This is a genomic window from Kitasatospora sp. NPDC054768 (genome assembly GCF_053612025.1).
This window is the reverse complement of record NZ_JBSHBN010000004.1, coordinates 1-25601: the sequence shown is the minus strand read 5'-3', so window position 1 is coordinate 25601 and position 25601 is coordinate 1. Positions and strand designations below refer to the sequence as shown.

Below are 25601 nucleotides of genomic sequence, written 5' to 3'. Positions count from 1 at the left end.
CGGAGTCGTCCGCGACGAAGCGGAGGAGCGTGTCCAAGGCCGGCGCCTCGGCCTGTTCGCAGCTGGTAGGGTGCGGCATCTGATTGGTCGCAAGCCCGGGGGGCCTGGTGCAGATCACTCTTCGTTTGGTGGACGCGCGCTCCGACGAGTTGGGCGCGCTGGAGAAGTGGCTCAAGTCCGAGCGTGATCTGCGCCGTGTGGTCGTCCGGCGCGAACACGCGGCCACCCTCCCCGGTGACATGGGAGTGCTTGCGGACTGTCTGCGCTTTGCCATCGACGCGGGACTGGTCGGGGTGCTGGCACAGTCGGTGATCGACTACTGGCGGTCGAAGGCCGCCTCCCGTCCGGCCGAGGACAGGCCGATGCTGGTCATCGAACGCGTGGATGCTCCTGACGGCACGCGGACCATCACCATCGAGGCGCGTGACCCCGAAACTGCCGAGGCGGTGCTCCGCGAACTGCCGCGTTCTCTCGGCAGTTCATGAACGCCGAGCCGCCTGCCGGAGAGAAGTCACGCGCCGTCCTCATCTCGTCCCGCATCTTCACCGACAGTACGTTCGCCGAGCTCGAGGCGGTTGAGCGAACCGTCGAGAAGGTGAGCGAGCAACTGCGTGATCCTGCTGTGTGGGGGCTCAGGCTCGATCACTGCCAGGAGATCTTGACGCACAAGAGCAACCCCGCCGAGATCCTCTCGGTCGTCCAGGCGGCGTCCCAGGCGGCGGAGGAGTGCTTCGTCCTCTACTTCGCGGGTCACGGTGTCGAAGAAGGCGGGCAACTCCTGTTGCCACTGACGCATTCCCGAGCCGACATGCCGAGCACCATGTTGGCGTTCGCCGACCTGATGAATGCAGTGGGCAGCGGGCCCGCGCCGATCAAACTCGTACTTCTCGACTGCTGCCATGCCGGGCTGGCCATGGACGTCCTGCCCTTCGAGCAGCACGTTGCCGGTGAGGCACCCGAGGGCTGCTACGTCCTCGCCGCCTGCGAAGCCAACCGAACGGCAAAGTCGCCCGAGGACAACGAGTTCACGGCTTTCGGCCAGGCCCTCATCACGTGCCTGGTGGCTGGTGGGCCACCCACCGAGCGGTTCTGGACACCGCGGCAACTCTTGACGCATGTCGACAAGTGGCTCACCAGCCGTGGTTACCCGCGACCGGTCACCAATGACTCGCGGGTGGGTGAACTGCCCTGGGTGAGGAACCGGCGGTTCGTGAAGCCGTTCGAGGCGGCCGGCTATCAAGCCGCTGCGCCGGACAGTGACAGTGGGACGCCAGCGCAACCTGAGAAGATCCAGTACCTCGGCCCGGACCCGTTGCCGCTGCCGATCCCTTTCCTGGGGCGCGACGCCTTGCTGGGTGAGGCGCGCCAAATGGTGCGCATGGGGCAGGTCCTTCCCGTGACGGGACGGGCGCAGGTGGGCAAGTCGGCGCTTCTCACCTCGCTTCTCGCCAAGGCCGACCTGCTGCCCGCGGGTTCCCTCCCGCCCGTGGTACTCGAGATCGAGCCCAGTGCGGCGGCTGAGAGCCCGCTGATGGAGGCGATCACCAGAGCGCTGCATCAGACGCTGGACGACAGCGAATTCATGGTTGCGGCCAAGCGTACGACCGATGGCCTTCTCGACCTCGTTCTGCCTCGTCAGGTCAAGGGCAGGAGTCTCATTCTTGTCATCAAGGCGTGTCGCATCGACTTGAATCGCCCGGAACTCCGTGAAGAGCTGGACGAGCTGCTGAGGCAGGAGGTCTTCAAGCGCGCCGCGGTCATCGTGGAGACCACCGAAACCGTTGAGATCGACGGTGGGAACCACCGGCCGAGGCCACTCGTCGTACCTGCGCTGGCCACATCGGACGCTCTCGCGTTGATCGGTGACTGGCTCGCCGGCGAGAATCTCGTGACCGATGTCAACGGCCTGGACCTGGTGGGCTATGACGAGATAGTGCGTCGTCCCGGGGTCATCGAACGCGCCGTCCGCCTGGTCTGTCGAATTCACCGCAAGGACGATTACGACAGTTTCCTCGCGGGATTCGACGCCCGTTCCCGGGCGGCGGTGGAGATTGGGCCTGAAGAGTTCGAAGAAGCTCTGATGGAGGCCGCAGAGCCGACCATCGCCAGCGTACTGGACAGGGCCTGGTCCACCGCGACAGGAATGGACCGCACCAAAGGCCAGGCCCTCCTCACCGTATGGGGAGTCATCGACGAACTGCCACTCCCGGTAGCCGCGCTCCGGGGCATGGGGTTACCGGACAGTGTGTTGCGGGTGCTTTTCAACGAAGGAATTCTCATCCCTTGGCGTCCCGCCGCCGACTCGGGACCTCCAGCCGGGGATTCCCCCCGGCTGGAGGTCAGCCCGGTCAGTCGAGAGGCGCTCAGGAACGACCTCCTGCGTACGATCCGCTCCACCGCCGACATGACGGCAGGCGCCGGCGGGGAACGCCCGTGCGACGTTGTCGACCGGAACCTGATCGCTGCCGGGCGCCTGCTGGCCAACACGGTGCTGCCGAGCGGGGAGACGGAGGGGGAGTCGGAGGCAGTGCCTCGTGTGATCGAGGCGCTGCGTCGGGCCGTGGGATGGATCGACCGCCATGTCCCGGATGCGCTGCCGGGGTTGCGCGCGCGACTCGGCCTCTACGTCAACGGCGACTCCGCGGACGCGGTCCTTCTGCCGGTGGCGCAGACGATCGGTTCTGTTCCGCTGACGGAGCCGGCGAACACCTCGCCGGAGACGGTCTCGCGGACTGGCGCGGAGAGTGAGCGATCGGCTGCCCAGAATGCTGTGACGAACGGTGCAGAACCCGGCAACGGCGCTGTGCGGCGATGGGAGTTGATCGACGAACTGTACGCGGCGGCGGGACGCCTCAACCTGGCCTCCCGGGCGTCGGTGCAGGAGCCGGACGCAGCCGCGACCTTCCTGTCCGCGTTCGAGTACGCCGTATCGCTCTTGGAGGTGTGCGGTGAAGCCGCCCCGTGGCGTGTGCTTCGCTCCGTCGACCAGTGCGGCTTCCACGGGGCGCGCCGCCATCGCGCGCTTGCCCAGGTAGCCCCTGCCCGTGAACGGTTGACGCGACAGCTGGCGGCCCTCCACGAAGGTCCCGCCAACGTCTCGCTGAACCGTCTGCTGTGGTCGACATCCTGGATCCTGAACACGGCTGCTGCCCAGATTTCGGCAGACGTCGGCGCCGATGCCTCCGACAGTCTCGAACTGGCGGGGCAACTGCTGGAGGTCTTTCCTCTGGCACAGGACTCGCGGGCCCGCCAGACCCGGAACTGGTTCCTCTACAGGTTGGCAGGACTTCGCCGTGCGACGGCGACGACGGCGGACGAGCGGCGGACAGCGGTGCGTTCCGCCTATGAACTCGCGAACGAGAACGCCCGTTTGGCAAGCGTGGTCCCGGAGCGGCAGCAGCAGTGGACACACAATCTTCTGGCAAGCGGGTACATGTACGCACAGGAGACAAGAGGGGACGGAGAGCGGCTGGAGCTGGCCCAGGAGACGCTGTCGGCACTTGAGGAGGCGTGGGGCTCCAGGGACGACTGGCCGGTGCCACTGGTGGTCGAGGCGGCCGGATTCCTGCGCAGGGTCCACGAGCGGCACGCGGACCTGGAGTTGCAGTACGCGGGTGCCCGGGAGGTTCTCGCTCTACTGAACGGCCGGGCCGGAAGCCTTGCCGATCGGGAGGGGCCCAGCGCCACCATGCCGGTGGACCACATGGTCGAACTGGCCGAGGCCAACGCGTTCCTGGCCTATGTCTACCGTGAGCGCAACGATCACGCGTCGGCCCGGCACAGCCTCCAACAGGGTGTACGCATGGCCCGGATCGCCGTGCGGTCCTTCCCCACCGGACGTACCTACATGACGTGGCTCCGGCTGCTGCGCACGAAGCAGGTCTGGTCCGGGGGCGGTCGTGGACGGACGCTGCTTCCGGAGCACGCCAAGGCCGTCGAAGAGGTCCGTCGGTGGCTCGACAGTGGTGAGGAGGTCCGGGCCGGGAATCAGTCGTTGGCCCTGCTGCACTTGTGGTGCTTGGACAGCGATTGGCAGCGGGAAGGGACCCTGGTGGTCGCGGCGCAGGCCGTGCCCGTGCACAACACGGGCTGGAACACCGGCCGTTCCTTGCAGCAGGTGCGAGCCGACCAGGTTCACCGTGGGCGCTGGAACGCGCTGATGGCGCATGAGCGGGTGTACGGTCCGACCTGGGCGCTGTACGAGGCCCGCATCAGGATCACTCGTGAGTACCAACGCTGGACCGCGATCTACAGCAGGCGCCCGCAGGAGGTCGATCACGGACCGGTTTGGGAACTGCTGGACAGGGCCGGGCAGTTGTTTCCGCGGAACCTGGACGTCATGAGGTCCCGTGCGTCCTACCACCGATACATCTGGGAGTACGGGGAGGCGGCCCGACTCCACGCTGAGGCGGCTCGGCAGGAGCGGGACGGGGACCGTTGGCGTCGTGGTCTGATCGAGGCGTCCGAGTGTCTGCTGAGACAGGCGATCTATGAAAAGGGGATCTCCTCCGCGGCGCGGGAGTCGGCCTTGTGCGCGGCTTCGGACTACCTGCAGGAGGTCTCCGAACTCCACACACAGGCCCCCCGGGTGTCGCTGCTGTCCGCTCGGATCGCCCTTGAGTTGGGCAGGCCGGTGGACTGGGACCTGGCCGACTCCAAGTTTGCCGAGCTGATCGGTGACGACTACGTCGGAAACGTGGGGCGCTACCTCAATGAACGTCGGGATCGGACGGCCGCGGACATCGACAGCGGCCCCGCGGCGGACTCCATTGAATGGGAGCATGCGGCAGCGCCCCATGAGGCACTCGTGGTGGATGATCTCCTTGAAGAGCACTTCACCGACGTTGAAGTCCTGATGTCTCTGGGGAGTCTCTACCTGCGGCGTTCTATCTTGAACGCAGAGCAGGATCCCGAAGCGGCCCGGTCCAGCGCCTGGCGCGCCTACAACTGCTTCGACGGACGCAGGGTCATGGAAGCAGCCGTCAACGGTCAGGAGAAGGTCGACACTGCCTTCATGCGCGGTCAGACCATCGCATGGGCGGCCGAACTCGCCGGCTCCATGGACCCCTTTCCCCGAGACAGCGGATGGCAGCGCGGGTGGCTCGATCTCGCGGAGTCTCGATTGCAGTCTGCCCGCAGTCGAAGTGCGGGTGGCTTCCACGAGTTGGTCTGCACGTGGGACAGCCGGTTGCGGGCGCTGAAAGCCGGGCTGAGGGAAAAATGACGCACTGTCATCGGTCGAGTACCGGTGCTGAGTGGTTCGTCCGCAAGAACGGACCGTGCCGCACTGCCGAAGGCAAGGCCCGGGCCGGATGGGATCCGGTCCGGGCCTTTGTGTGTGCGCCGGCGGGTGGGGTCACTGGTCGAGGTAGGTGAGGGCGGCCAGGATGCGGCGGTTGTCGGTGGTGGTCGGGGGGAGGTCGAGCTTGGTGAAGATGTTGGTGATGTGCTTGGCGACGGCCTTCTCGGTGATGAAGAGGGCCTGGGCGATGCCCGCGTTGGAGCGGCCCTGGGCGAGGGATTCGAGGACGTCGCGTTCGCGGGTGGAGAGGGTGGCGAGGGCGGTGTCGCGGTCCTTGGCGGCCAGGAGTCGGGTGACGACCTCGGGGTCCATGGCGGTGCCGCCGGCGGCGACGCGGCGGATGGCGTCGAGGAACTGGGCGCCGTTGGTGATGCGGTCCTTCAGCAGGTAGCCGATGCCGCGGCCGCCGGTGGTGAGGAGTTCGCGGGCGTAGAGGGGTTCGACGTACTGGGAGAGCAGCAGGACGGGGAGGCCGGGGGTGGTGCGGCGGGCGGTGAGGGCGGCGCGCAGGCCCTCGTCGGTGAAGGTCGGCGGCAGCCGGACGTCGACGATCGAGACGTCCGGCCGCTGCTCGGTGAGGGCCCGGAGGAGGTCGGGGCCGTTGTCCACGGCGGCCGCCACCTCGTGGCCGTGGGCCTGGAGGAGGCGGATCAGGCCGTCCCTCAGGAGGAAGTGGTCTTCGGCGAGGACAATGCGCAAGGAAGCTCCATGGTCACCGTGGTCGGACCGTCGGGGGGACTGCTGACGGAGACGACCCCGTCGAAGGTGGCGAGCCGTCGTTCGACGCCGCGCAGCCCGGTGCCCCGGCGGGCGTCCGCGCCGCCGCGGCCGTTGTCGGAGACGGTGATGCGCAGCACGCCGCGATCGTAGCGGAGGTCGATTCCGGCGCGGCCGGCGTCGGAGTGCTTGACGACGTTGGTGAGGAGCTCCGAGACCGCGAAGTAGGCGGCGGACTCGACGGGCATCTCGGGGCGGCCGGGCAGGTCCGCCGAGACCTCGGTGGGGACCGGGCAGACCATGGCCAACGCCCGTACCGCGTCGGTGAGTCCGCGGTCGGCGAGGACCGGCGGGTGGATGCCGCGGACCAGGTCGCGGAGCTCCTCCAGGGCCTTGGCCGAGGACTGGCGGGCCTCGACCAGCAGGGCGCGGACGGCCTGCGGGTCGCTCTCCAGGAGGTGTTCGGCGGCGTCCAGGGTCATGCCCATCGCGACCAGCCGGGCCTGGGCGCCGTCGTGCAGGTCACGCTCGATCCTGCGGATCTCGGCCATCCGGGTGTCGACGGCGGTGCTGCGGGTGGCGGTCAGGTGGGCGATCCGGCCGGCCAGCAGCTCCTGCTCGCCCGGGGCGAGCATCGAGTGGACGTGGCGGGCGTGCCGGTGGACGGTGCGGGGCGCGAGCCAGAGCGCGAGCGGGAGGTGGAGCAGGCCGAGGACGCCGGCGAGGACGGCGGTGACGGTGCCCTCGATCGGGATGAACTCGTACCAGAGGCCGCCCCACTCGGCGGACAGCGGGACGCCGAAGAGGGCCAGGAAGACGCCCCAGAGGCCGCTGAGCAGGGCGGCGACCGGCAGGAAGGCCAGCACGCTGCCGAGGAACGGCTCGGCGAGGACCCAGTGGAACTCGCGGCGGGTCTGCGGGTCGCCCGTGATCCAGCGGTAGCGGGCGAATACGCCGGAGGCGCCCTCGGGCACCGGGGGCAGCGAGCCGGGCGGCCCCGGGAAGCGGATGCCGGACCAGTCGGCGGCCAGGGCGCGTTGACGGTCGGTCAGCGCGCGCACCCGGGCCATGGCCCGCGGGACCAGTCCGAGGCCCGGGCCGGCGAGGGAGATCGCGCCGGTGACGCCGAGGGAGTGGACGAGGGCGACGCAGGAGAGCCGGCTGAGGGTCAGGCTCCGGCGGAGGGCGGTGAGCCCGGCCGGTACGGAGAACCCGGCCGGTACGGAAGAGCCGGCCGGTATGGAGGATCCGACGGGTACGGAGGATCCGGTGGGTACGGAGGATCCGGCGGGTGCGGAGAGCCCGGTGGCCTCGGCCGGTGCCGGGCTCTGTGCGGGTCGCGTCGTGCTGTCCATGGATGTGGTCCCCTCCCGGTGGTGCTGTCGCACGGTCCGGTCGTACCGGCCGTGAGGCCATTCTGGCGACGGTGGGGAGGCGTTGTCGGTGGGAGAAACTCCCCCTTTGGTCATACGGGATATCTGCCGAACGGCAGATGGCAGGAGTCCGCGGATCGGCCAGGCTTGCGAGCGGGTTCACGTGCCCCGGGGATGGGCCCGGAACGGTGCGTCCGATCACAGCCGCAAGGAGGATGAGGTGGAGCGACGTGCGAGATCCGGATACGGGACGGTCGTTCTCGTGGTGGCCGCGCTGGTGTCGCTCGCCGGCTGTGCCGACGCCATGGACGCCGCGCCCGAGGACAGGACCTTCGAGTTCGCCGGCAAGAGCCTGGACGTGAAGTCGCACGGTGCGCCGGCCGACCTGGTCGCGGTCGCCCGCGAGGGCGTCAAGGTCACCCGCTGGTTCGACACGAGCGGGAAGGTCGGCAGCGTCAAGGAGTCCTGGACGCTTGAGGACGGGGTGCTCGAACTCAGGGCGGGGTGTTCGGGGCTGGCGAACTGCGACACGAAGTACCGGGTCGATGTTCCCCGGGGGGTCGTGGTGCTGCGGGACGGGCGTGGGACGGAGCTCAAGGGGTGAGGGCGGAGAGCGTGCTCGAACTGGTGGATGTCACCAAGGTCCACAAGGGCGGCAAGCGGGCCGTCGACGGCATCACGATGCGGCTCGGGCCGGGAATGGTGGGGCTGTTGGGGCCGAATGGTGCCGGGAAGTCGTCGTTGATGCGCATCGTGTCGACGGTCACCCGGCCCACGGGCGGCCAGGTCCGCTACCGGGGTGCCGACGTGGTGGCCGAGCCGGACCGGCTGCGCCGGGAACTCGGTTACCTGCCGCAGGACTTCGGGGTCTACCCGAACCTGACGTCACGGGAGTTCCTGTCCTACCTGGCGGCCGCCAAGGGGATCGGCGCCCGCTCGGCCCGGGCCCGGATCGACGAGCTGATCCAGCTGGTCAACCTGACCGAGGCGGTCAAGCGCCCGCTCGGCGCGTACTCGGGAGGCATGCTCCGCCGGGTCGGCATCGCGCAGGCGCTGCTGGCCGACCCCCGGGTGATCGTGGTCGACGAGCCGACCGCCGGCCTGGACCCGGAGGAGCGGGTGCGCCTGCGCAACCTGCTCAGCGAGCTCGCGGCGGACCGGGTGGTGATGCTGTCGACCCACATCGTCTCCGACGTGGAGTCGGTCGCCTCCGACATCGCGGTGGTCGCCCGGGGACGGCTGCTGCGCCGGGGCGCGCCGGACGAACTGCTCCGGGAGGTCGACGGGCGGGTGTGGGAGGCGGTGGTCGATCCGGCCGACCTCCTGGAGGTGCGGGCCCGCCACGTGGTCAGCCGGATGGTGCGGACCGGGAGCGGCGTGCGGCTGCGACTGCTCGCCGCCGAGCCGCCGCGGCCCGACGCGGTCCCGGTGCCGCCCGACCTGGAGGACGCCTACCTGGGCGTCATCCACCGGCCGGGGGAGCCGGACGGGGCCGAGCCGCGGGCGGTGCGGCGGTGACCGGATCGGTGCTCGCCGGGCTGGCGGTCGGCGACTTCCGCGACCGGGTGCGCCGGCCGGTGTACGCGGTGACGTTGCTCGCCGCGGTCGGGCTCGGCTACCTGGCCGTACCGGACGCGGGCGGCCACTGGACGATCATGGACGTGGGCGGGAGCCGGGGCGTCTACAACAGCGCCTACGTCGGTGCGGTCACCGCCCTGGCCGGCGCCCTCTGGCTCACCTTCGGCGGCTTCTACGTGGTGCGCAGCGGCATCGCGCGGGACGGGGCGACCGGGGTCGGACAGATCCTCGCCGCCACCCCGCTGCGCACCTCCCAGTACCTCCTGGCCAAGTTCCTGAGCAACCTGCTGGTGCTCGCCTCCATGGTCGGCGTGCTGGCCGTCACCGCGCTGCTGATGCAGCTCGCCCGCGGTGAGGACCGCGCGGTCGACCCGGCAGCCCTGGCGGAGCCGTTCCTGCTGCTCTCGCTGCCCCTGATGGCCTTCACCGCGGCGGCGGCGCTCCTGTTCGAGACGGTGCCGCTGCTGCGGGGCGGTTTCGGCAACGTCGTCTGGTTCGTGCTGGCCATGGTGCTCGCGATCGGCGGGCAGTCGGCCTCCGCGCCGCTGGACGGCCTCGGTGTGCACCGGATCGCGCGGTCGATGGGCGCGGCGCTGGAGGCCCAGCACGGGACGGCCGACCCGGGCGGATTCAGCCTCGGCCTCACCAAGGTCGACAGGCCGCTGGGCACCTTCCGCTGGGACGGGTTCGACCCGTCCTCCGGGTTCCTCCTCGGCCGGCTGGCGCTGGTGCTGGCGGCGTTCGCCGTGGCGGTGCTGCCGGCGCTGTGGTTCGGCAGGTTCGATCCCGCACGCGGGTCCGGCGGGGCGGCCGCGCCGCCGGAGCCGGCCGAGGTTCCGACGGCCGCCGGGGCGGCGGGCCGGCTGTCCGGGTCCGACGGGACGGAGCCCGCGGGGGCGCGCCGGACGACCGCGCGGGGTGCCCTGCCAGGGACCGAACCGCGGCGGGCCGGGGCGTTCGGCCGGCTGCTGGCGGGTGAGGTCCGCATCCTGGTGCAGGGCGTCTCCCGGTGGTGGTGGCTGGTCGCGGCCGGGCTGACGGCGGCCGGGTTCGTGCTGCCGACGGACGCCGTCACCGGCCTGCTGCTGCCCCTGGTGTGGCTGTGGCCGGTCCTGATCTGGTCCCGGCTTGGCAGCCGGCAGGTGGAGAACGGTCTGGAGGTGCTGCTGGGCGCCTACCCGTCGGCCCGGCGCCGGCTGCTCGCCGAATGGGCGTCCGGGCTGGTGCTCACGGCGGTGACGGGCGCCGCCCCGCTGATACGCATGCTGGTGGCGGGCGACGGCGCGGGGACGGCGGGCTGGCTCGGCGGCGCGCTGTTCGTCCCGTCGCTGGCCATGGCGCTCGGCGTGGTGAGCCGGAGCCACCGGCTCTTCCAGGCGGTCTACCTGCCGCTCTGGTGGGTCCTGGTCAACAACGTCGCCGCCGTCGACTTCATGGGGGCCGTGCGCGTCGACGGCAGCCCGGCCGGTCCGGGCCCGCTGCTGGTCGGGGCGCTGTCCGCGGCGATGCTCGCGGTGGTGTTCCTGGTCGGGGCGGCCCGGCGGAACGTCAAGGGCTGAGGCCCGGGTCGGGGCACGGGCCCGGGGCAGAGGGCAAGGCCGAGGCCGTGCGAAGCCGGGAGCCCGGCCCGTCGGCGGACGGACCGGGCTCCCCTCGCGCTTCGGGTCACACCTCGGGGGCGCTGCTCGGCTACTCGTCGTCGCCGAGGTCGCCCGCCAGGTCACCCGCGAGGTCGCCGTCCGGGGTGCCGCTGATCGCGTAGCCCTGCCGGCGCGCCTCGTAGCAGGCCACCGTGGCGGCCGCCGAGACGTTCAGCGAGCCGACCCGGCCCAGCTGCGGCACGAACACCACCTGGTCGCACAGGGCCAGCGCCTCGGGCGTGATCCCGCGGTCCTCGTGCCCGAGCACGAAGGCCACCGCCGGGGTCAGCTCCGCGGCGAACATCGGCACCGCCTCGTCCGCCAGTTCCAGACCGACGACCTTGAAGCCGTCCGCCTTGGCCGCCGCGACGGCCTCGGCGACGGTCGGGAAGTGCTCCACCTTCAGGTACTTGTCGGTGCCCATCGCGGCCTTCTGAGCGCCGGACGAGCGCACCGACGGGGTGTCCCCGGCCAGGTACAGCTTCTCGGCGCCCATCGCCGCGCCGGTGCGGACCACCGAGCCGACGTTGAACGGCGACTGGAGGTTCTCCAGGATCATCGCGAGCCGGAACTCGTTGCTGCGCCGCCAGGAGCGGTGCAGGCGCTTCAGTTCGGTCCCGCGCAGCTGCTTCACGTCGTCGTACCTCGTCCACTCTCGGAGCCCTCGCCCACCTCGGGGCGGGGCCGCGCTTCCAGAATCCGGGACCCGTTGACCGATGCGACCCGAGTGGTCGGGTAGCCCTGCTCGTTCAGCCACTTCTGGAGCGAGTCCGAGCCCAGGTGCTTCTGCACCACCAGGAACGCCGAGCCGTCCGGGGTCAGCCGGTCGAGCCAGTGCGTGAGCAAGCGGCGCAGCGCGGCCTTGCCGATCCGGATCGGAGGGTTGGAGTAGATGGTGGCGAAGCGGACGTCCTCGGGGACGTCGTCGGGCAGGGCCGCCTGGACGTTACCGAGCCCCAGCGCCTCGGCGTTCAGCCGGACCAGCTCCAGGGCGCGCTCGTTGACGTCCACCGCCCAGACCGGGAGGCGCTTGCGGCGGCTCGCCCAGGTCAGGGCGATCGGACCGTAGCCGCAGCCGATGTCCAGGATCGGGCCGCGCACCCGCGGCTGCGGGGCGTGCTCCAGCAGGATCCGGGTGCACGGGTCGAGTCGGCTGCGGGAGAACACCCCGGTGTCGGTGGTCAGTTCCAGGGTGAGGTCCGGCAGGGAGACCGTGATCGGCCGGCGGTCGCTGGCCACCTCGGGTGCACCGGTGAAGTAGTGCGAGCCGGACATGATTTCCCCGTCGTTCGTATGGGCCTCGGGGCCACCGGGTGGGTGTGGGTTAGCCCTTTGTACGGCACCGATCGTACCCCCGGCGGCCCGGACGACGTTCAGGACGACGTTCAGGACGACGTTCAGGACGGCGTTCCGGACAGCGGTGCGGTCACGCGGCGCCGGGGGTCTTGCGGGTGGCCACGTTGATGCGGTTCCAGGCGTTGATGGTGCAGCAGACCGAGATCAGCTGCGCCAGCTCGGCCTCCGCGAAGTGCGCGGCGGCCCGGGCGTACACCGCGTCCGAGACGCCGCCGTGGATCCGGGTGATCTCCTCGGCCAGCGCCAGGGCGGCCCGCTCGCGCTCGCTGTAGACCCCGGCCGGGGCCTCCTGCCAGACCGGCAGCAGGTAGATCCGCTCGTCGGTCTCGCCGGCCTTGCGGGCGTCCTTGACGTGCATGTCCAGGCAGTACGCGCAGCCGTTCAGCTGGGAGGTGCGCACCTGGACGAGCTCGACCAGGGCCGGGTCCAGGCCCTCGCGGGCGGCGGCGTCCAGGGCGATCATCGCGCGGAACACCTTGGGCGCGGTGCGGGCGTGGTCGAGGCGGGCGGGGGCCTCGGCGGCGTCGGTGGTCGGGGTGGTCCGGGCGCTCTCGTTCGTCGTCATGCCTATGACCCTAGGGGCGGAATGAACCTGTCCTCTGGGCCATTCAGGGCGCTGTTTCATGGGTCAATCCGGCGGGTCGGCAAGGGGTCCGCGGCAGTCCCGGCAACACGCCGGAGCGGCGTCGGCACTTCGCGTCCCGGCGCCCGGCGGCGGATACTGCCAGTACGCCAGCCGGGCCCGTGAAGGCCTCCGAACAGTGAGGACGGATGCCATGCCGCAGGAACAGCACGAGGAATACCTGATCGAGGAGACCGCCGAGACCGTCGAGACCGACGAGAAGGCACCCGAGGGCGACACCTACGACGAGGTGGCCGAACGCCGGGCCCTCGGAGCGGATCCGGCGACCAACGTCGCGGACGTCGTGGAACAGACCCGGCCGGTCCGGCACGACGAGGAGGAGTACCGGGAGTAGCCGACGGGCGGGCGACGGGACCGGCTGCGGGCCCGCAGCCCCCGCCCCCGCCCCGCCCCCACCCCGGGCTCGCTGCCACCCGGACCGGCCGTCCCGGTTCAGAGGGCCCGGCGGCGTTGCAGCCAGACGAAGGCCGCCCAGCCCGGCAGCACCGGCAGGATCAGCGTCAGCAGGCGGTACAGCGCCACCGAGGCCAGTGCGCCGCCCTGTTCCATCGAGGCGGTCTGCTGGAGCAGCGTGAGCAGCATCCCGTCCACCGCGCCGGCCCCGCCCGGGGTCGGCGCCGCGCTGCCCACCGCGTTGCCCACCAGGAACACCACCGCGACCGCGGCGAAGGACGGCTCCGGGCCGATCGCCCGGGCACAGCAGTACAGGCAGGCGATCAGGCAGATCGACACCAGCAGCTGCCCGGTCACGCCCACCGCCAGCCGGGTCGGGCTGCGCAGCAGGTCCAGCAGCCGCGGCAGCACCTCGGCCGTCAGCGGCCGCAGCCGCGTCGCCAGCCACCGCCGCGCCACCGGGATCGCCGACACCACCGCCAGCAGCGCCGCCGCCCCCGCCAGCCCGGCGACCACCGCGGGCAGCGCGTCCAGCTCGGAGCCTCCCGGCTCGAAGCCCAGCAGGTAGACGAAGGCCCCCAGCTGCAGCAGGTGCAGCACCAGGCCGATCAGCGTCCCCACGCCGACGCTGGACAGCGCCTGCGCGGTGGGGATGCCCGCCCGCTGCAACAGGCGGGTGTTCAGCGCGACCCCGCCGACGCCGCCGGGCGACACCAGCTTCACGAACGACCCGGCCACCTGCGCCAGCACCGCGTTGCGGAAGTTCAGCCGCTCCGGCACGAAACCGACGAAGCCCATCGCCGCCGCGACGTGGCTCGTCGCCGCCGCCACCAGCGCCAGCAGCAGCCACCAGGGATCGGCGTCCGCCAGCGCGGAGACCGGATTGTCCTCCGCCGCGAACAGCTGCGGGATCAGCAGCCAGCCGGCCACCACGCCGCCCACGACGATCAGCAGGGTCCGCGGCCGCAGCCGCTCCAGCCGCACCGGGCGGCCCACCACCTGCGGGCGGGTGCGCAGGACCTCCGCGCGGATCTCGTCGAGGAGGCCGCCGGGGGCGGGGGAGTCGTGCGGGGTCCCCGGCTCGGGGGTGGTGGCGGCTCCGGTGCCACCGGTGGGCGCGCCCACGTCACCGGCTGCTGCGCCGTGGCTGCCGCTCGCCGGGGCGGCGGCTCGGGCGGTGGTGCGTTTGGCGTGCTGCCTGAGGGCGCGGCGGGTGGTGTGGGTGAGGGCGATGGGCTGGAGCAGCGGGAGGGCGGCGTCGATCGGGTCGGGGCCGAGGACGGCGGTGGCCGTGCGGACCGAACGGGCGGCGCCGGCGCGCAGGGCGAGGGTGGTGAGGAGCTGGGCGAGGTCGCAGCACAGGACGAGTTCGGTGGCGGCGATGTCGCCGTCGGCGAAGTCGACCAGGTGCACGGCGCCGGAGCCGTCGATCAGCAGGGAGGAGGGGACGAGGGCGCGGTGGGCGATCTCGCGGCGCTGGAGCAGGGCGAACTGTCGCCAGGCGTCGGTGAGCAGCTCGTCGGTGATCTCCTCGTCGGTGAGTTCGTCGAGGGTGCGTCCGGCCAGCCGCTCGTACGCGATGAGGGCGGTGTCCTGGCCGATGCCCGCGGTGGCGGCGATGCGGCGGGTGCGGACGCCGGCCGCGAGGGCCGCGTACGTGACCAGGGCCTCGTGCTCCAGGCCGGTGCGCGGGGAGCGCAGGACGCGCGGGTCGGGGGCGGTGCGCAGGCGCAGCCGGCGCCAGGCGCGCTGGACGGCGGCGGCGGTGACGGCCTGCCGGTCGAGGAGCTGGACGTCGAGGTCGGGGCGGTCGTCGGCCTGCCGGACCCGGTAGCGGTCGGGGCCGGCCGGCCGGGCCTCGACCGGGCGCAGGCCGCTGTCGCGCAGGGCGCGCAGGACCTCGCCGGGCCGGGGGCAGGGGTCGGGGGTGCCGACCGCGTACAGGGTGCCGTGGGCGCCGGTCCAGCCGATCAGCAGCCCGAGCAGGAGCGCGGTGGGGGTGGCGTACCCGCCGGTCAGCCCGGCCAGGCCGGAGAGGGCGAGGACGGTCCACGGCAGGCGGCGTTCCCGGCTGCCGGAGGCGGTCATGAAGGCGAGGGCCGGCGCGAGGTAGCCGTAGACGGACTCGGTGTGCCCGAGCCCGCCGCTGCCGGGCAGCGGCTGGGTGAGCGCGGAGAGCAGTGAGGGCGGGGCGAGGCCGTCGGCCCAGAGGTCCAGTCCGAGTGTGGCGCCGTACGCCAGGACGGCGGCGAGCAGCCCGTCGGAGACCTGCTGGAGGGCGCGTCGCCGGTCGGGGCCCAGCAGCCGGCGGACGGCGAGGCCGACCGGGAGCAGCAGGACGGCGGCGGTGGTGAGACCGCCGGCCAGTCCGGCCAGCGGGCGCGGCACCAGGGAGGCCGCCTCGGCGACGTCGGCGGCGATGCCACCGGTGGTGGCGCGGGCGTAGTCGGCGAGCAGCAGGGTGAGGGCGATGGCGAACAGGCCGCCGAGCAGCCGGATCAGGGCGACGGGCTGCCGGACCCGGTCGGTGGCGGGCAGCGGACGGGCCCGGAACCGGCCGGGGCCGGCCTGCTCGGGTATCAGGGCGGGGGCCGTTCCGGGGCTGCCGTCGGTCGGTACCCCGGTGCCGTCGGCGGACACTCCGGTGCCGTCGGCCGATGACCCGGTGCCGTCGCCGCTGCTGCCGCTGTCGGTGCCGGCGCCACTTCTGCCGCCGGTGTCCCGCGTCCGCGTGCCGCGTTTCCGTTGTGCGGGCGCACCGCCGGGGTCGGCCCCGCCGGTGTCGCCGTTCGTTCTCCCCGTCACGATCGCCACGGATGGCATGCTCCCATGCCGCCCGCGGGCGAGGGGCGGGGATTCGGCAGTGCCGGGACGACGCGGCCCTACGCCTGCCGGGTCGGCAGGACGACCAGGTGGCGCAGGTTGACGTGCCGGGGGCGGCTCACGGTGTAGGCGATGAGGTCGGCGACGTCCTCGGCCGCGAGCGCCGGGATGGCGGTGAACATGCCGCCGAGCTGTTCGCGCAGCACCGGGTTGTCGATGTGCCCGGCGAGTTCGGTGTCGGTCAGTCCGGGCTCGATCGCGCTGACCCGGACGTCGCGCGGGCCGAACTCGCTGCGCAGGGCGGCGGACAGCTGGGTGAGCGCGGCCTTGGTGGCCCCGTACACCGCGTAGTCGGGGAAGACCACGTGCGAGGCGATCGAGGAGACGTTGACCAGGTCGGCGGTGCGGCCCTCGGCGGCGGCCGCGGTGAGGTCGGAGCCGAAAGCGCGGACGATCCGCAGCGCGCCGGTGAGGTTGGTGTCGACCATGCGGGTCCACTCGTCGATCCGGCCGTCGGCGAGGGGGTTGGGCAGCATCACCCCGGCGTTGTTGACCACCAGGTCGACCGGGCCGTAGGCGTCGTGGACGGTCTTCGCGGCGGCGTCCACCGAGGCCTGGTCGGTGATGTCGGTGGTGACGGCCAGCGCCCGTCCGCCCGCGGCGGCTATCTCGGCGGCGAGGGCGTCCAGCCGCTCGGTGCGGCGGGCGAGCAGGGCGACCCGGGCGCCGGATGCGGCGAGCAGGCGGGCGGTGGCGGCGCCCATGCCGCTGGCGGCTCCGGTGACGACGGCGGTGCGGTCGGCGGTGCGGGCGGCGGCGGAGGGGTGGCTCATCGGGGGCTCCAGAGGTTCGGTCGGGCCGGTGCCGACCACTCTGCGCGGGCTACGAGCGGTTACCCAGGGTTGCGCTTTTCCCGGGAACTCCCTTCCTGGGACGGCCCTTCCTGGGACGGGCGAACCCGGGAACGGCAGTGCCACCCTTGGGGCGCCCGTCCGTGGCCGCCCTGAGCGGGCGTTCCGTGCCGGGGCGGCATAGCCTTTCAGTCATGAGCGCCTGCGAAGACCTCGCTCTGGCCCCTCAGAACATCGAGCCCCGGCCGCCCGCCGACGGCTGCGCCGACTGCCTGGAGCAGGGCCGCCGGGACTGGGTGCACCTGCGGATCTGCCTGGACTGCGGCCACATCGGCTGCTGCGACTTCTCTCCGCAACGGCACGCCACCGCGCACTTCCACAACACCTCCCACCCGGTGATCCGCTCCTACGAGCCGGGAGAGGACTGGCGTTGGTGCTTCGTCCACGAGGTCATGGGCTGAGCCGGTCACGCGTCTGACGGGCCCGCGTACCGGCGCTCGCGCAGGCTCCCGCGGACGTCTCCCGGGTGTGGCGCCCGCACATCCCTTCCGCACTGGCACGGACCTGCGATCCGGATAAAATCCGGACATAAAGCCCGTTCGGCCCCACCGGCCGGCACCCGTCCGGCCGGTGGCCGACGAAGGGAGGCCGACGATGACCAAGCGAACGCCCGGCAGCACCGCCAAGCTCCGCCAGGGCACCCAGGAACTGCTGGAACGCCGGGGCATGGCGAGCCCGCCCGCCCGGTTCGCGCCGATGCCGAGCGCCGGCGCGATGTCCTACGCCGCCGCCGGGCACGGTGCCGGCGAATCGTTCCGGCACGGTGGAAGGGACGCGCCGGGCACGACGATGCACGCCGCCCCGGCGATGCACGCCGAGCTCAAGGGGCACCGGCACCGTGGCGCGGAGAAGCACTCCGCCCACTGAGCCGCACCGCACCGGACCGTGCCGCGGTGCACTGCACCGCACAGCGGCCGGAGCGCTCCTGGCGCATCGTCAGACGTTCCCCGTCCCCCCGCGGCGGCCGGTCGGCGACGGCTTCGGCCCGTTCCCGCAGGGCTGTTGCGCCTGAGCGCGGTCGGCACGGTCGTTGTCAGTGGTGTGCGCTACGTTCGTCCCGTTCACCAGGGCACAGGCACCGGTGCAGGTACGGGGCAGGACGACGGGGGCGGGGCGCACGATGACCGACGTGATCACGGAGGAGCCGGTCGAGCTCCAGTTGGAGCGGTACCGCACCGAGTTGACCGGTTACTGCTACCGCATGCTCGGCTCGGTCTTCGAGGCGGAGGACGCGGTGCAGGAGACCATGGTCCGCGCCTGGCGCGGGCACCGGGGTTTCGAGGGGCGGGCCGCGCTGCGCTCCTGGCTGTACCGAATAGCCACCAACGTCTGCCTGGACGCGCTGAACGGCCGCAACGGCCGGGCCCGGCCGATGGACCTGGCCGGGCCGGTCACGGTGGCCGCGGCGCACGACACCCGGCTCCCCGAGGTGACGTGGATCGGTCCGGCGCCGGACGGCCGGGTGCTGCCCGAGACGGGGGACCCGGCCGAGGTGGCCGTCCAGCGCGAGTCGGTGAAGCTGGCCTTCGTCGCGGTGCTGCAGCGCCTCGCGCCCCGGCAGCGGGCGGTGCTGATCCTGCGCGAGGTGCTCGGCTGGAAGGCCGCCGAGGTGGCCGAACTGCTCGGCGTCACGGTGGCCTCGGTCAACAGCGCGCTGCAGCGGGCCCGGGCGGTGCTCGCCGTCGACGCCTCGGCGGCCCGGCCGGCCCCCGAGCTGGACGAGGGCCGGCGCGCGCTGCTGGACGGCTACGTCCGCGCTTTCGAGGCGTACGACATGGACGGTCTCGCCGCGCTGCTGCACGAGGACGTCACGCTCAACATGCCGCCGTTCTCGATGTGGCTGCGCGGGCGGGACGAACTCCGGGCGTGGATGCTGGGCCCCGGTCACGGCTGCCGCGGTTCCCGGCTGCTCCCGGTGACGGCCAACGGAGGCCCGGCCTTCGGCCAGTACCGGCCGAGTCCGGCGGGCGGGTACGAGCCGTGGGCGCTGATCGTGCCGGAGACGTCAGAGGGGCGGATCACCGGCTTCACCAACTTCCTGGACACCGACGTGCTCTTCCCGCTCTTCGGCCTCTCGCCCCGACTGGAGGCCGATCCGGTCGCGGAGTCCGCCGCCGAAGCCGTCGAGCCCGCCGAGCCCGTCGAGCCCGCCGTGGACTCCGTCGCCGAGTAGCTCCGCGAAGGCCGGGGGGTCGGCCGCGCCCGGCAGCAGCGCCGACAGGCCGCTGAACGCCAGCAGTTCGCGCAGCGGGCCGCCGGCGTTCAGCAGCACCACGGCCACTCCGTGCCGGGCGGCGGCCAGCCGCAGCCGGGCGAGCGCGTCGACGACGGCCAGGTCGGGGGCGGTCAGCGCGCCCAGGTCGCAGGTCAGTACGGGGCGTTCCGGTTCGGCTTCCACGGTATTCATGCCGGATAGGACCGCCGGGGCGGCCTCGACTCATCGGTCGTCGGCTGGTGGCAGAGTGGGGGCGACCGAACCCGCCCCGTCCCAGGAGGAGCACCGTGACGGCTGAGCCGTTGAAGTCCCGCGAGGAATGGCTGGTCTCCCTGCCCCGGATCTACGCGGCGGCGGGGTGCCTGCTGCGGGACGGGTCCGGCCGGATCCTGATCGTGAAGGCCGGGTACCGCGAGCACTGGCAGTTCCCGGGCGGCACGATCGACCTCGGCGAGGGCCCGGTGGAGTGCGCCGAGCGGGAGCTGCAGGAGGAGACCGGCCTCGTCCGGCGGGCGGGCGAGCTGCTGGCCATCTCCTGGACCCACGCCTCGGCCGAACTCGACCACCCCGCCCAGCACTTCATGTTCGACTTCGGTGACGTCCCGGACGGCACCCCCGTGACCGTCCCGGCCGGCGAGCTGGACGACTACCGCTGGGCGTCGGTCGAGGACGCCCTGGAGCTGCTCGGCCCGGCCCGGTCGGCCCGGCTGCGGGCGGCGCTGGAGGCGGCCGAGGACGGCCGGGTGCGGATCGTCACCACCCACGTCTCCGGGTTCTGAGCGCACGTGCCCCGTCCCGGGCGGGAGTTCCGTCCGGGACAGGGCACGGGGCCTCACCGCTGCGGCTCGGCCTCCGCGTCCCGGGCGGCGGCGACGATGGCGGCGATCGCCTCCGAGACGAAGGCCTCGGCGGCGGGCTTGTCCACCTTCAGTCCGGCCAGCACGCCCTGGCCGTTCTCCAGCTCCAGCAGGGCGAGCAGGAGGTGCTCGGTGCCGACGTAGTTGTGCCCGAGCTTGAGCGCCTCGCGGAAGGTCAGTTCCAGCGCCTTCTTGCTCTCGGCGTCGAACGGGATCAGTGCCGGCAGGTCGTCGGCGGCGGCCGGCAGGGCGGCGGCGGCCACCGCCCGCAGGGCCTCCGGGGTGACGCCCTGGGCGGTGAGCGCCTTCATGCCGATGCCTTCGGGCTCGGCGAGCAGGCCGAGCACCAGGTGCGCCGTGGTGATCTCGGCGTTGCCCGCCTTGCGGGCCTCCTCCTGGGAGGCCACCACGACGCTGCGGGCCCGGGGCGTGAACCTGCTGAAGCCCTGACTGGGGTCGAGGTCGTTCGGGGCGCCCGGATCCTTGGGCACGAAGCGCTTCTGGGCGGCCTGCTTGCTGACGCCCATGCTGCGGCCGATGTCGGTCCAGGAGGCGCCGGAGCGGCGGGCCTGGTCGACGAAGTGGCCGATGAGGTGGTCGGCGAGTTCGCCGAGGTGGTCGGCGGCGATGACCGCGTCGGAGAGCTGGTCGAGCGCGTCGGTGTGGACCTTCTTGATCGCGGCGATCAGGTCGTCGAGGCGCAGCGGAGTGCTGTTGGGAACAACGGGATTCTCCATGCGTCAACCGTAGGTTGTCGATCCGGGGATCGTCAACCATCGGTTGACGATGGTTTGCGGAAGTCTTCCCGGGCGTCCCGGGGAACCCTTTCGGAGCCCCGGCGGCTTCGGGGGCCCGCGCTACGCGGCGGGCAGCAGCCGCTCCCGGACGGCGGCGATCCGCTCGGGCGCGACACCCGCCGCGAGCAGGTAACCGACCGGGTCGAAGTCGTCGAGCGCGGCCGCCAGGGCGTCCTCCGCGGTGGTCCCGGCCTCGGCGAGCACCGCGTCGATCCGGCGGTACGGGTCCGGCAGGCCCAGCATCCCGTACAGCGGACGGACGTTGGGGCCGCTCATCAGGTAGTCCTCGGCGATCGCGGCCCGGTCGACCCCGGCCAGGGCGAGCAGCAGCAGGACGGCCAGGCCGGTGCGGTCGCGGCCGGCGCCGCAGTGCACGACCACGCCGCCGGGGCGGGCGTCGGCGAGCGCGGAGACCAGCGCGGCGGCGGCGTGCGGGCAGTGGTCCAGGTAGGGGCGGAGCGCGAGCGGGGTGCCGTCCAGTCGTCCGTGGGCCTCCCACCAGGCGGGGCCGGCCAGTTCGTCCAGCGGGACGCGGACCAGCTCGACGTCCTCGGGGAGCGGGAGGAGCGGCTTGTACTCCTCGGCGTTGCGCAGGTCGACCACGGTACGGACGCCGTGGTCGAGGAGGGCGTCCCAGCCCTCGGCGGTGAGGCGGTCCAGGTTGTCCGCCCGGACCATCGCGCCGTGGGCGGTGGGCCGGCCGGAGGCGGTGGGCAGGCCGCCCAGGTCGCGGACGTTCAGGCAGCCGTCCCAGACGAGCGTGCGGTCCTCGGTGCTGCTCGGCGCGTGCGTCGTCCGGTACATGGGGGTCCCCGTTTTCCTCGGCGGGGGTCCCGTTACCCCCTCGTTATGAACGACTCCCGGGGGATCCGGATGGTTCCTCGCCGTTCGAGCCCCTGGAACCGGCTGTTCAGGGAGGTGTTCAGGGAAGTGTTCGGGGGCGGCTGTTCAGGGAACCGGGCGTTCGGGAAAGCGGCGGGCCGTCTGCTCAGGCGGCGGTCGGGGCCTCGGCCTCGGCGCGGACCAGCCGCTCCATCGGCTCGACCGCGATCTGGCCCAGCATCGAACCGGCCACGATCGCGCCGATCAGGACGACGGTGGACAGCCAGGCCATGGTCGACACCGGCAGGGTGAAGGCGCCGACCACCCGGGCCGCGCACTCGGTCAGCAGCGCGGTGCCCCAGATGCCCGAGAACAGCCGCTCGTGGCGGCGGAAGGCCCGCGCTCCGGCCGCCCGGCCCTCGACCAGCCGCTGCCAGGCGGCCGCGCGCTCCGGCCGGCCCTTGGTGAGGAAGGGCATCAGCATCGGAGTCATCACCGGTCGGCCGACCAGCGCGGAGACCAGGATCGCCAGTGCCACGGTGCCGCTCAGCCCGCCGTCCTTGGCGATCATCAGGCGGGCGTCGCCGGTGACGAAGGTCAGCGCCAGGCCCGCCAGGTTGACGGTCAGCATCAGGGCGGCCCACAGGTTGAGCCTGCGCTCGACCAGCAGGCCGAGGACGGTCCGGGCGGCCGGGAAGGCACTGCTCCAGGCCAGTGCGGCGAACTCGCTCAGGCCGAGGGTCGAGTGCAGCAGGTAGTAGCCGGCCAGCGGGGCGGCCACGTCGAGGGCCAGCGGGCGGAGCCCGGAGACCAGCGGGTTGGGGGCCTTGGCGTGGGTGGCGGCGCCGGTGGCGGCGGACGTGGCCGGGGTGGTGCCGGTGTGGGCGACGGTGCTGGTGACGGCGGCGGCACTGACGGTCTGGCTCACGGTGGGTTCCTCCCCGGCTGGTGGCCGCGGGCCGCTGCCCGCGTCGTGCCTCCAGTCTTTCCGTCCGACCCTCCGTCAGCGCAGTGCCGTCCGTTGCGTCATCCGCGTGACGGTTGTCATGGTGCGCGCCGTGACACCGCCTCCGACCTGCGGATTTCCTACCCCTCGTCGGGGAAGGTCCACAGTGCGCGGCCCAGGGTGTCCAGGCAGCGGACGGTGCCGAAGCGCTCGTCGCCGGCGGACAGGAAGCCCTGCGCGACACCCGCCAGAACGGTCCGGGCGACGCCGTCGCCGCGGGTCCAGGCGCCGGTCAGCACCAGCGCCTCGTCGGTCAGCTCGGCGCGCTGCACCCGGGCCACCGCCGCGGTCAGCAGCGCGGCGTTGACCGCCTCCAGCTCGGCGGGCAGGAGGTAGGTCTCCCCGGCGGGGGTGCGGTCCGCCTCGGCCCGGCGCCGCAGCTCCGGCAGGCCGTAACGGTGCACGGCGGCGACCGCGTCGTCCAGCGGGAGCTGCCAGCGCGGCCCGGGCAGCACCTCCCACCAGACGTCCTCGCCGACCGGCAGCACCTCGCCGATCCGGGCCCGCCAGGTCTCGACGCCGTACCGGGTGCGCGGGTCGGGCCGGTGGCCGGGGAGGGCCGCGACGCTCCAGTCGGTGCGGCGGACCACGCTGAGCTCGAAGGTGAAGGGCACCCGGTCGGCGGCGGGGCGCTCGACCAGGCCGAGCAGCAGCCAGTGGGTCTCGTCCGGCAGGCTGAAGGTCCGGCGCCACCCGATGAGGCCCAGGGCGCGCAGGGCGGGTGCGAGGTGCTCGCGCAGGCCCTTCGCATGGAGCTTGTGGAGCCCGTGGAGCTCGTGGGCGGTCGTCATCGCGGTCTTTCCCTGCTGGTCGTGGTGTCGGACGGGTGCGCCGGGTGCGGTGCGCCGGGCCCGGCGCCGGTGGTGGTCCCCGTCAGTGCTGGTCCCCAGCGGCACGGCTCAAACCAGGCAGGGTCGTGCGACCGGGGCCCGCACGGGTCGTGCGTGCGCCCTCGGACACGGCGGTATCCCGGCGGCGGGCCGGGTGCGTCGGCGGACCCCGTGTCGGGGCGGGCCGTCGGCCCGGACTGCTTCGCCCACCGACAACGTAGGCCGGACGGGCCCGTCCGGGCCGTGGGCGAACGACAGCAGTCCTCGGGACCTTGGCCCCGGCCGCGGGCGGTCGTTCGGCCGGAGCCGAAGTGTTCGCCCGAATGGCGCATCATGTGGCGGGTGCAGAGTGCAGAGCGCCCCGGAGCGGGCACCGACGGACCCGTCGGCCGGTCCGGACCAGTCCCACCCGCCGGCCCGCCGCCGGGCCCGGCCCCCGCTCCCCCCGACCTGACCGAGGCGGTCCGGGCCGCGCAGGCCGGGGACGAACAGGCGTTCCGGCTGCTGTTCCGGACCGTCCAGCCGGGCCTGCTGCGCTACCTGCGGGTGCTGGTCGGCGGCCGGCCGGAGGACGCGCAGGACGCCGAGGACATCGCCTCCGAGACCTGGCTGCAGATCGCCCGCGACCTGCGCGGCTTCTCCGGCGACGGGGACGGCTTCCGCGGCTGGGCCGCCACCGTCGCCCGCCACCGCGCCCTCGACCACCTGCGCGCCCGGCGCCGCCGTCCGGTCACCGACCTGCCGTTCGAGCAACTGGTCGAGCTGGCGGCGGGGGACGACACCGCGCGTGCGGCGCTGACCACGGTCGGCACCGCCGACGCGCTGGCCCTGATCTCCCGACTGCCGCGCGACCAGGCCGAGGCCGTGCTGCTGCGGGTGGTCATGGAGCTGGACGCGGAGAGCGCCGCCCGGGTGCTCGGCAAGCGGGCCGGCAGCGTCCGGATGGCCGCCCACCGGGGGCTGCGGCGGCTGGCCAAGCTGGTCGAGCCGCGCGCCTCCGGGGGCGGTATCCCGGCGGCCCGGGCCGGCGCGGCGACGGCCGGGGCCCAGGCCGGACCGGGCGCCGGGGCCGGGGGGAACGCCGCCGGGGCGGCGGCCGGAGTGAGCGGGGGCGAGGCCGTCGGGCGACCCGTGGGGAAACCCGCGGAAAAAAGTTCTCCGCAGGGTGTGACAGAACGCCGGGCCGCGACGCTGAAGGACATGAGATGAGCACCAACCGATCCCGTCGGATCGACCGTGATGCCGCCGAGCAACTGCTCGGTGGTGCCGTGGACGGCCCGTCGGCCGGGCAGGACGCCTCGCTCACCGGACCGGACGGCGGTCCCGGGCAACTCGCCCGGGTGCTCGCCGCGGCCGCCGCCCCCGCGACGGCCGGCGAACTGGCCGGGGAGGAGGCCGCCCTGGCCGCGTTCCGGGAGGCGAGTCTCACGCCCGACCCGACAGTGACCCCCGTCCGGAGACGATCGATGGCAACCGCGGTGCTGGCCAGGGCCTTCAGCACGAAGGCCACTGCCGTCGTGCTCGGCACCACCGCGCTGTGCGGTGTCGCCGTCGCCGCCGGCACCGGCAACCTGCCGCCCGCGCTGGGCGGCGGCCCGTCCGCGCCGGAGCACAGGCTCGCGGGCCGGGACGCTGCCACCGGCCCGGCGTCGGGCCCGGCGGTCGTCGGGTCGTCGGCGGGCGTGGCCCCGTTCGGTGCCGTGGCGTCCGGTTCCGCCCGTCCGTCCGGCAGCGCCTCCGCCGGACCGCAGGCGGTCGTCCCGTCCGGCCCCGCGACGCCCGGCACCCCCTCGCCCGAGGGGCGCGGTGGCCGTTCGGCCGTCCCGCCCGCGCTGCTCGGCCTCTGCACCGGCTTCGCCGACCGTACGGCCAAGGGCGACCGCCCGAGCCGACTGGCCGGCGAATCGCTGTACGGCCCGCTGGTCGCGGCGGCCGGTGGCGCGGACCGCGTGACGGACTACTGCCGGGCCGCGATCGACGACGAGGGCGGCGAGGACGGCGACCACCAGGGCGCCACCAGCCCGACGCGCGACCCCGGCCGCACCGGCAGCGGCAGCGGGGCGAACGCCGGATCCGGCAAGGGGAACACCGGCGGCGGCCGGACCGACGGAAACGGCAACAGCAACGGAAGCGGCAGCGGAAACGGGCGCGGCAACACCAGCGGCGGCAGCGACGGCGAGGGCACCGGCGGCGCCGGTACCAGGCCGGGCAAGTCCGGCGTGACCGCCCCGGCCGTCCCCAACGCGCAGGACGGCCGCCCGGACAAGCCCGACCGGACCGAGAACGAACAGTCGGCCGGGAGGTAGCCCCCAGGACTCGGGGTGGGCGGCGCGCGTCT

23 protein-coding genes and 1 pseudogene are annotated in these 25601 nt (G+C 73.1%); 12 read left to right on the top strand and 12 right to left on the bottom strand.

The genetic code is table 11. The features are described from left to right. Positions 1-128: 128 nt before the first annotated feature. Together ACWGKU_RS01930 and ACWGKU_RS01925 are read left to right on the top strand one after the other, a co-directional pair. Positions 129-485, top strand: a complete 357-nt coding sequence (locus ACWGKU_RS01930; protein ID WP_380352443.1) for an effector-associated constant component EACC1 — start codon at positions 129-131, stop codon at positions 483-485. Further along, on the top strand, positions 482-5224 hold the full coding sequence (locus ACWGKU_RS01925) for a caspase, EACC1-associated type (RefSeq protein ID WP_452178798.1): 4743 nt from the start codon (positions 482-484) through the stop codon (positions 5222-5224). The genes ACWGKU_RS01930 and ACWGKU_RS01925 overlap by 4 nt, the downstream gene beginning before the upstream one ends. A 132-nt stretch (positions 5225-5356) precedes the next feature. On the opposite strand, the gene ACWGKU_RS01920 is transcribed toward ACWGKU_RS01925, so the two are convergent. Together ACWGKU_RS01920 and ACWGKU_RS01915 are read right to left on the bottom strand one after the other, a co-directional pair. Continuing rightward, positions 5357-6001 carry a LuxR C-terminal-related transcriptional regulator gene (locus ACWGKU_RS01920; RefSeq protein ID WP_452178799.1) on the bottom strand — a complete coding sequence of 215 codons (645 nt, stop codon included), beginning with the start codon at positions 5999-6001 and terminating at the stop codon, positions 5357-5359. Beyond that, positions 5965-7374 (bottom strand): histidine kinase, encoded by a 1410-nt coding sequence (locus ACWGKU_RS01915; protein WP_452178800.1) that lies wholly within the window; start codon positions 7372-7374, stop codon positions 5965-5967. Before ACWGKU_RS01915 ends, ACWGKU_RS01920 begins: the two co-directional genes overlap by 37 nt. Before the next feature lie 238 nt (positions 7375-7612). Between ACWGKU_RS01915 and ACWGKU_RS01910 the strand changes: the two genes are divergently transcribed. The 3 genes from ACWGKU_RS01910 to ACWGKU_RS01900 are packed head-to-tail and all read left to right on the top strand — an operon-like array spanning position 7613 to position 10529. After that, positions 7613-7996 (top strand): hypothetical protein, encoded by a 384-nt coding sequence (locus tag ACWGKU_RS01910; protein WP_401049781.1) that lies wholly within the window; start codon positions 7613-7615, stop codon positions 7994-7996. A gap of 11 nt (positions 7997-8007) precedes the next feature. Continuing rightward, a complete protein-coding gene (locus ACWGKU_RS01905) occupies positions 8008-8910 on the top strand; it encodes an ABC transporter ATP-binding protein (protein ID WP_401049789.1) in 903 nt (300 codons plus the stop codon). Then, positions 8907-10529 (top strand): hypothetical protein, encoded by a 1623-nt coding sequence (locus tag ACWGKU_RS01900; RefSeq protein WP_401049784.1) that lies wholly within the window; start codon positions 8907-8909, stop codon positions 10527-10529. Before ACWGKU_RS01905 ends, ACWGKU_RS01900 begins: the two co-directional genes overlap by 4 nt. Positions 10530-10659: 130 nt before the next feature. On the opposite strand, the gene ACWGKU_RS01895 is transcribed toward ACWGKU_RS01900, so the two are convergent. The 3 genes from ACWGKU_RS01895 to ACWGKU_RS01885 form a co-directional block, all read right to left on the bottom strand. Next, positions 10660-11244, bottom strand: a complete 585-nt coding sequence (locus tag ACWGKU_RS01895; RefSeq protein ID WP_380352434.1) for a TrmH family RNA methyltransferase — start codon at positions 11242-11244, stop codon at positions 10660-10662. Further along, positions 11241-11885, bottom strand: a complete 645-nt coding sequence (locus ACWGKU_RS01890) for a class I SAM-dependent methyltransferase (protein WP_401049786.1) — start codon at positions 11883-11885, stop codon at positions 11241-11243. Before ACWGKU_RS01890 ends, ACWGKU_RS01895 begins: the two co-directional genes overlap by 4 nt. A 151-nt stretch (positions 11886-12036) precedes the next feature. Then, positions 12037-12531 carry a carboxymuconolactone decarboxylase family protein gene (locus tag ACWGKU_RS01885; RefSeq protein WP_452180594.1) on the bottom strand — a complete coding sequence of 165 codons (495 nt, stop codon included), beginning with the start codon at positions 12529-12531 and terminating at the stop codon, positions 12037-12039. Between the two features lie 211 nt (positions 12532-12742). On the opposite strand from ACWGKU_RS01885, the gene ACWGKU_RS01880 reads away from it, so the two are divergent. Next, positions 12743-12943, top strand: coding sequence for a hypothetical protein (locus ACWGKU_RS01880; protein ID WP_380541579.1), 201 nt, complete (start codon positions 12743-12745; stop codon positions 12941-12943). A 98-nt stretch (positions 12944-13041) separates the two neighbouring features. Here the strand turns inward: ACWGKU_RS01880 and ACWGKU_RS01875 are convergent, their stop codons facing one another. Both ACWGKU_RS01875 and ACWGKU_RS01870 read right to left on the bottom strand, forming a co-directional pair. Then, positions 13042-15816 carry a lysylphosphatidylglycerol synthase domain-containing protein gene (locus ACWGKU_RS01875; RefSeq protein ID WP_452180593.1) on the bottom strand — a complete coding sequence of 925 codons (2775 nt, stop codon included), beginning with the start codon at positions 15814-15816 and terminating at the stop codon, positions 13042-13044. A 68-nt stretch (positions 15817-15884) separates the two neighbouring features. Then, positions 15885-16658: an SDR family oxidoreductase gene (locus ACWGKU_RS01870; protein ID WP_401051533.1), complete on the bottom strand. Its 774-nt coding sequence runs from the start codon at positions 16656-16658 to the stop codon at positions 15885-15887. Between the two features lie 212 nt (positions 16659-16870). Between ACWGKU_RS01870 and ACWGKU_RS01865 the strand changes: the two genes are divergently transcribed. The 3 genes from ACWGKU_RS01865 to ACWGKU_RS01855 all read left to right on the top strand — a co-directional run bounded on the left by ACWGKU_RS01865 (position 16871) and on the right by ACWGKU_RS01855 (position 18909). Then, a complete protein-coding gene (locus ACWGKU_RS01865) occupies positions 16871-17137 on the top strand; it encodes a UBP-type zinc finger domain-containing protein (protein WP_359902101.1) in 267 nt (88 codons plus the stop codon). A 193-nt stretch (positions 17138-17330) separates the two neighbouring features. Then, positions 17331-17603: a hypothetical protein gene (locus tag ACWGKU_RS01860; protein ID WP_380352428.1), complete on the top strand. Its 273-nt coding sequence runs from the start codon at positions 17331-17333 to the stop codon at positions 17601-17603. Positions 17604-17856: 253 nt separating this feature from the next. Continuing rightward, positions 17857-18909 carry a sigma-70 family RNA polymerase sigma factor gene (locus tag ACWGKU_RS01855; RefSeq protein WP_401051529.1) on the top strand — a complete coding sequence of 351 codons (1053 nt, stop codon included), beginning with the start codon at positions 17857-17859 and terminating at the stop codon, positions 18907-18909. Between the two features lie 45 nt (positions 18910-18954). On the opposite strand, the pseudogene ACWGKU_RS01850 reads toward ACWGKU_RS01855, so the two are convergent. Then, positions 18955-19146 (bottom strand): annotated as a pseudogene (locus ACWGKU_RS01850) (STAS domain-containing protein); the annotation flags it as partial. Positions 19147-19238: 92 nt separating this feature from the next. Between ACWGKU_RS01850 and ACWGKU_RS01845 the strand changes: the two are divergent. Further along, a complete protein-coding gene (locus ACWGKU_RS01845; RefSeq protein WP_452180592.1) occupies positions 19239-19730 on the top strand; it encodes an NUDIX domain-containing protein in 492 nt (163 codons plus the stop codon). Between the two features lie 53 nt (positions 19731-19783). Here ACWGKU_RS01845 and ACWGKU_RS01840 read toward each other — a convergent pair whose 3' ends face one another. From ACWGKU_RS01840 to ACWGKU_RS01825, 4 genes are all read right to left on the bottom strand, one after another. After that, positions 19784-20545, bottom strand: coding sequence for a Clp protease N-terminal domain-containing protein (locus ACWGKU_RS01840; RefSeq protein WP_401051523.1), 762 nt, complete (start codon positions 20543-20545; stop codon positions 19784-19786). A gap of 120 nt (positions 20546-20665) precedes the next feature. Further along, positions 20666-21409 carry a tyrosine-protein phosphatase gene (locus ACWGKU_RS01835; RefSeq protein ID WP_359902117.1) on the bottom strand — a complete coding sequence of 248 codons (744 nt, stop codon included), beginning with the start codon at positions 21407-21409 and terminating at the stop codon, positions 20666-20668. 184 nt (positions 21410-21593) lie between these two features. Continuing rightward, a complete protein-coding gene (locus ACWGKU_RS01830) occupies positions 21594-22355 on the bottom strand; it encodes a VC0807 family protein (RefSeq protein WP_452180591.1) in 762 nt (253 codons plus the stop codon). Positions 22356-22513: 158 nt separating this feature from the next. Beyond that, on the bottom strand, positions 22514-23224 hold the full coding sequence (locus tag ACWGKU_RS01825) for a hypothetical protein (RefSeq protein ID WP_452180590.1): 711 nt from the start codon (positions 23222-23224) through the stop codon (positions 22514-22516). A gap of 372 nt (positions 23225-23596) precedes the next feature. Between ACWGKU_RS01825 and ACWGKU_RS01820 the strand changes: the two genes are divergently transcribed. Together ACWGKU_RS01820 and ACWGKU_RS01815 are read left to right on the top strand one after the other, a co-directional pair. Beyond that, a complete protein-coding gene (locus ACWGKU_RS01820) occupies positions 23597-24472 on the top strand; it encodes an RNA polymerase sigma factor (protein ID WP_401053832.1) in 876 nt (291 codons plus the stop codon). Next, positions 24469-25569 (top strand): hypothetical protein, encoded by a 1101-nt coding sequence (locus ACWGKU_RS01815; protein ID WP_452180589.1) that lies wholly within the window; start codon positions 24469-24471, stop codon positions 25567-25569. The genes ACWGKU_RS01820 and ACWGKU_RS01815 overlap by 4 nt, the downstream gene beginning before the upstream one ends. The last annotated feature ends 32 nt before the right edge of the window (positions 25570-25601 follow it).

Coding starts and splice junctions, on each gene's coding strand:
- ACWGKU_RS01925 (WP_452178798.1), top strand. CDS start 482: ATGAACGCCGAGCCGCCTGCCGGAGAGAAGTCACGCGCCGTCCTCATC.
- ACWGKU_RS01915 (WP_452178800.1), bottom strand. CDS start 7,374: ATGGACAGCACGACGCGACCCGCACAGAGCCCGGCACCGGCCGAGGCC.
- ACWGKU_RS01890 (WP_401049786.1), bottom strand. CDS start 11,885: ATGTCCGGCTCGCACTACTTCACCGGTGCACCCGAGGTGGCCAGCGAC.
- ACWGKU_RS01885 (WP_452180594.1), bottom strand. CDS start 12,531: ATGACGACGAACGAGAGCGCCCGGACCACCCCGACCACCGACGCCGCC.
- ACWGKU_RS01880 (WP_380541579.1), top strand. CDS start 12,743: ATGCCGCAGGAACAGCACGAGGAATACCTGATCGAGGAGACCGCCGAG.
- ACWGKU_RS01870 (WP_401051533.1), bottom strand. CDS start 16,658: ATGAGCCACCCCTCCGCCGCCGCCCGCACCGCCGACCGCACCGCCGTC.
- ACWGKU_RS01865 (WP_359902101.1), top strand. CDS start 16,871: ATGAGCGCCTGCGAAGACCTCGCTCTGGCCCCTCAGAACATCGAGCCC.
- ACWGKU_RS01860 (WP_380352428.1), top strand. CDS start 17,331: ATGACCAAGCGAACGCCCGGCAGCACCGCCAAGCTCCGCCAGGGCACC.
- ACWGKU_RS01855 (WP_401051529.1), top strand. CDS start 17,857: ATGACCGACGTGATCACGGAGGAGCCGGTCGAGCTCCAGTTGGAGCGG.
- ACWGKU_RS01840 (WP_401051523.1), bottom strand. CDS start 20,545: ATGGAGAATCCCGTTGTTCCCAACAGCACTCCGCTGCGCCTCGACGAC.
- ACWGKU_RS01835 (WP_359902117.1), bottom strand. CDS start 21,409: ATGTACCGGACGACGCACGCGCCGAGCAGCACCGAGGACCGCACGCTC.
- ACWGKU_RS01825 (WP_452180590.1), bottom strand. CDS start 23,224: ATGACGACCGCCCACGAGCTCCACGGGCTCCACAAGCTCCATGCGAAG.
- ACWGKU_RS01820 (WP_401053832.1), top strand. CDS start 23,597: ATGTGGCGGGTGCAGAGTGCAGAGCGCCCCGGAGCGGGCACCGACGGA.
- ACWGKU_RS01815 (WP_452180589.1), top strand. CDS start 24,469: ATGAGCACCAACCGATCCCGTCGGATCGACCGTGATGCCGCCGAGCAA.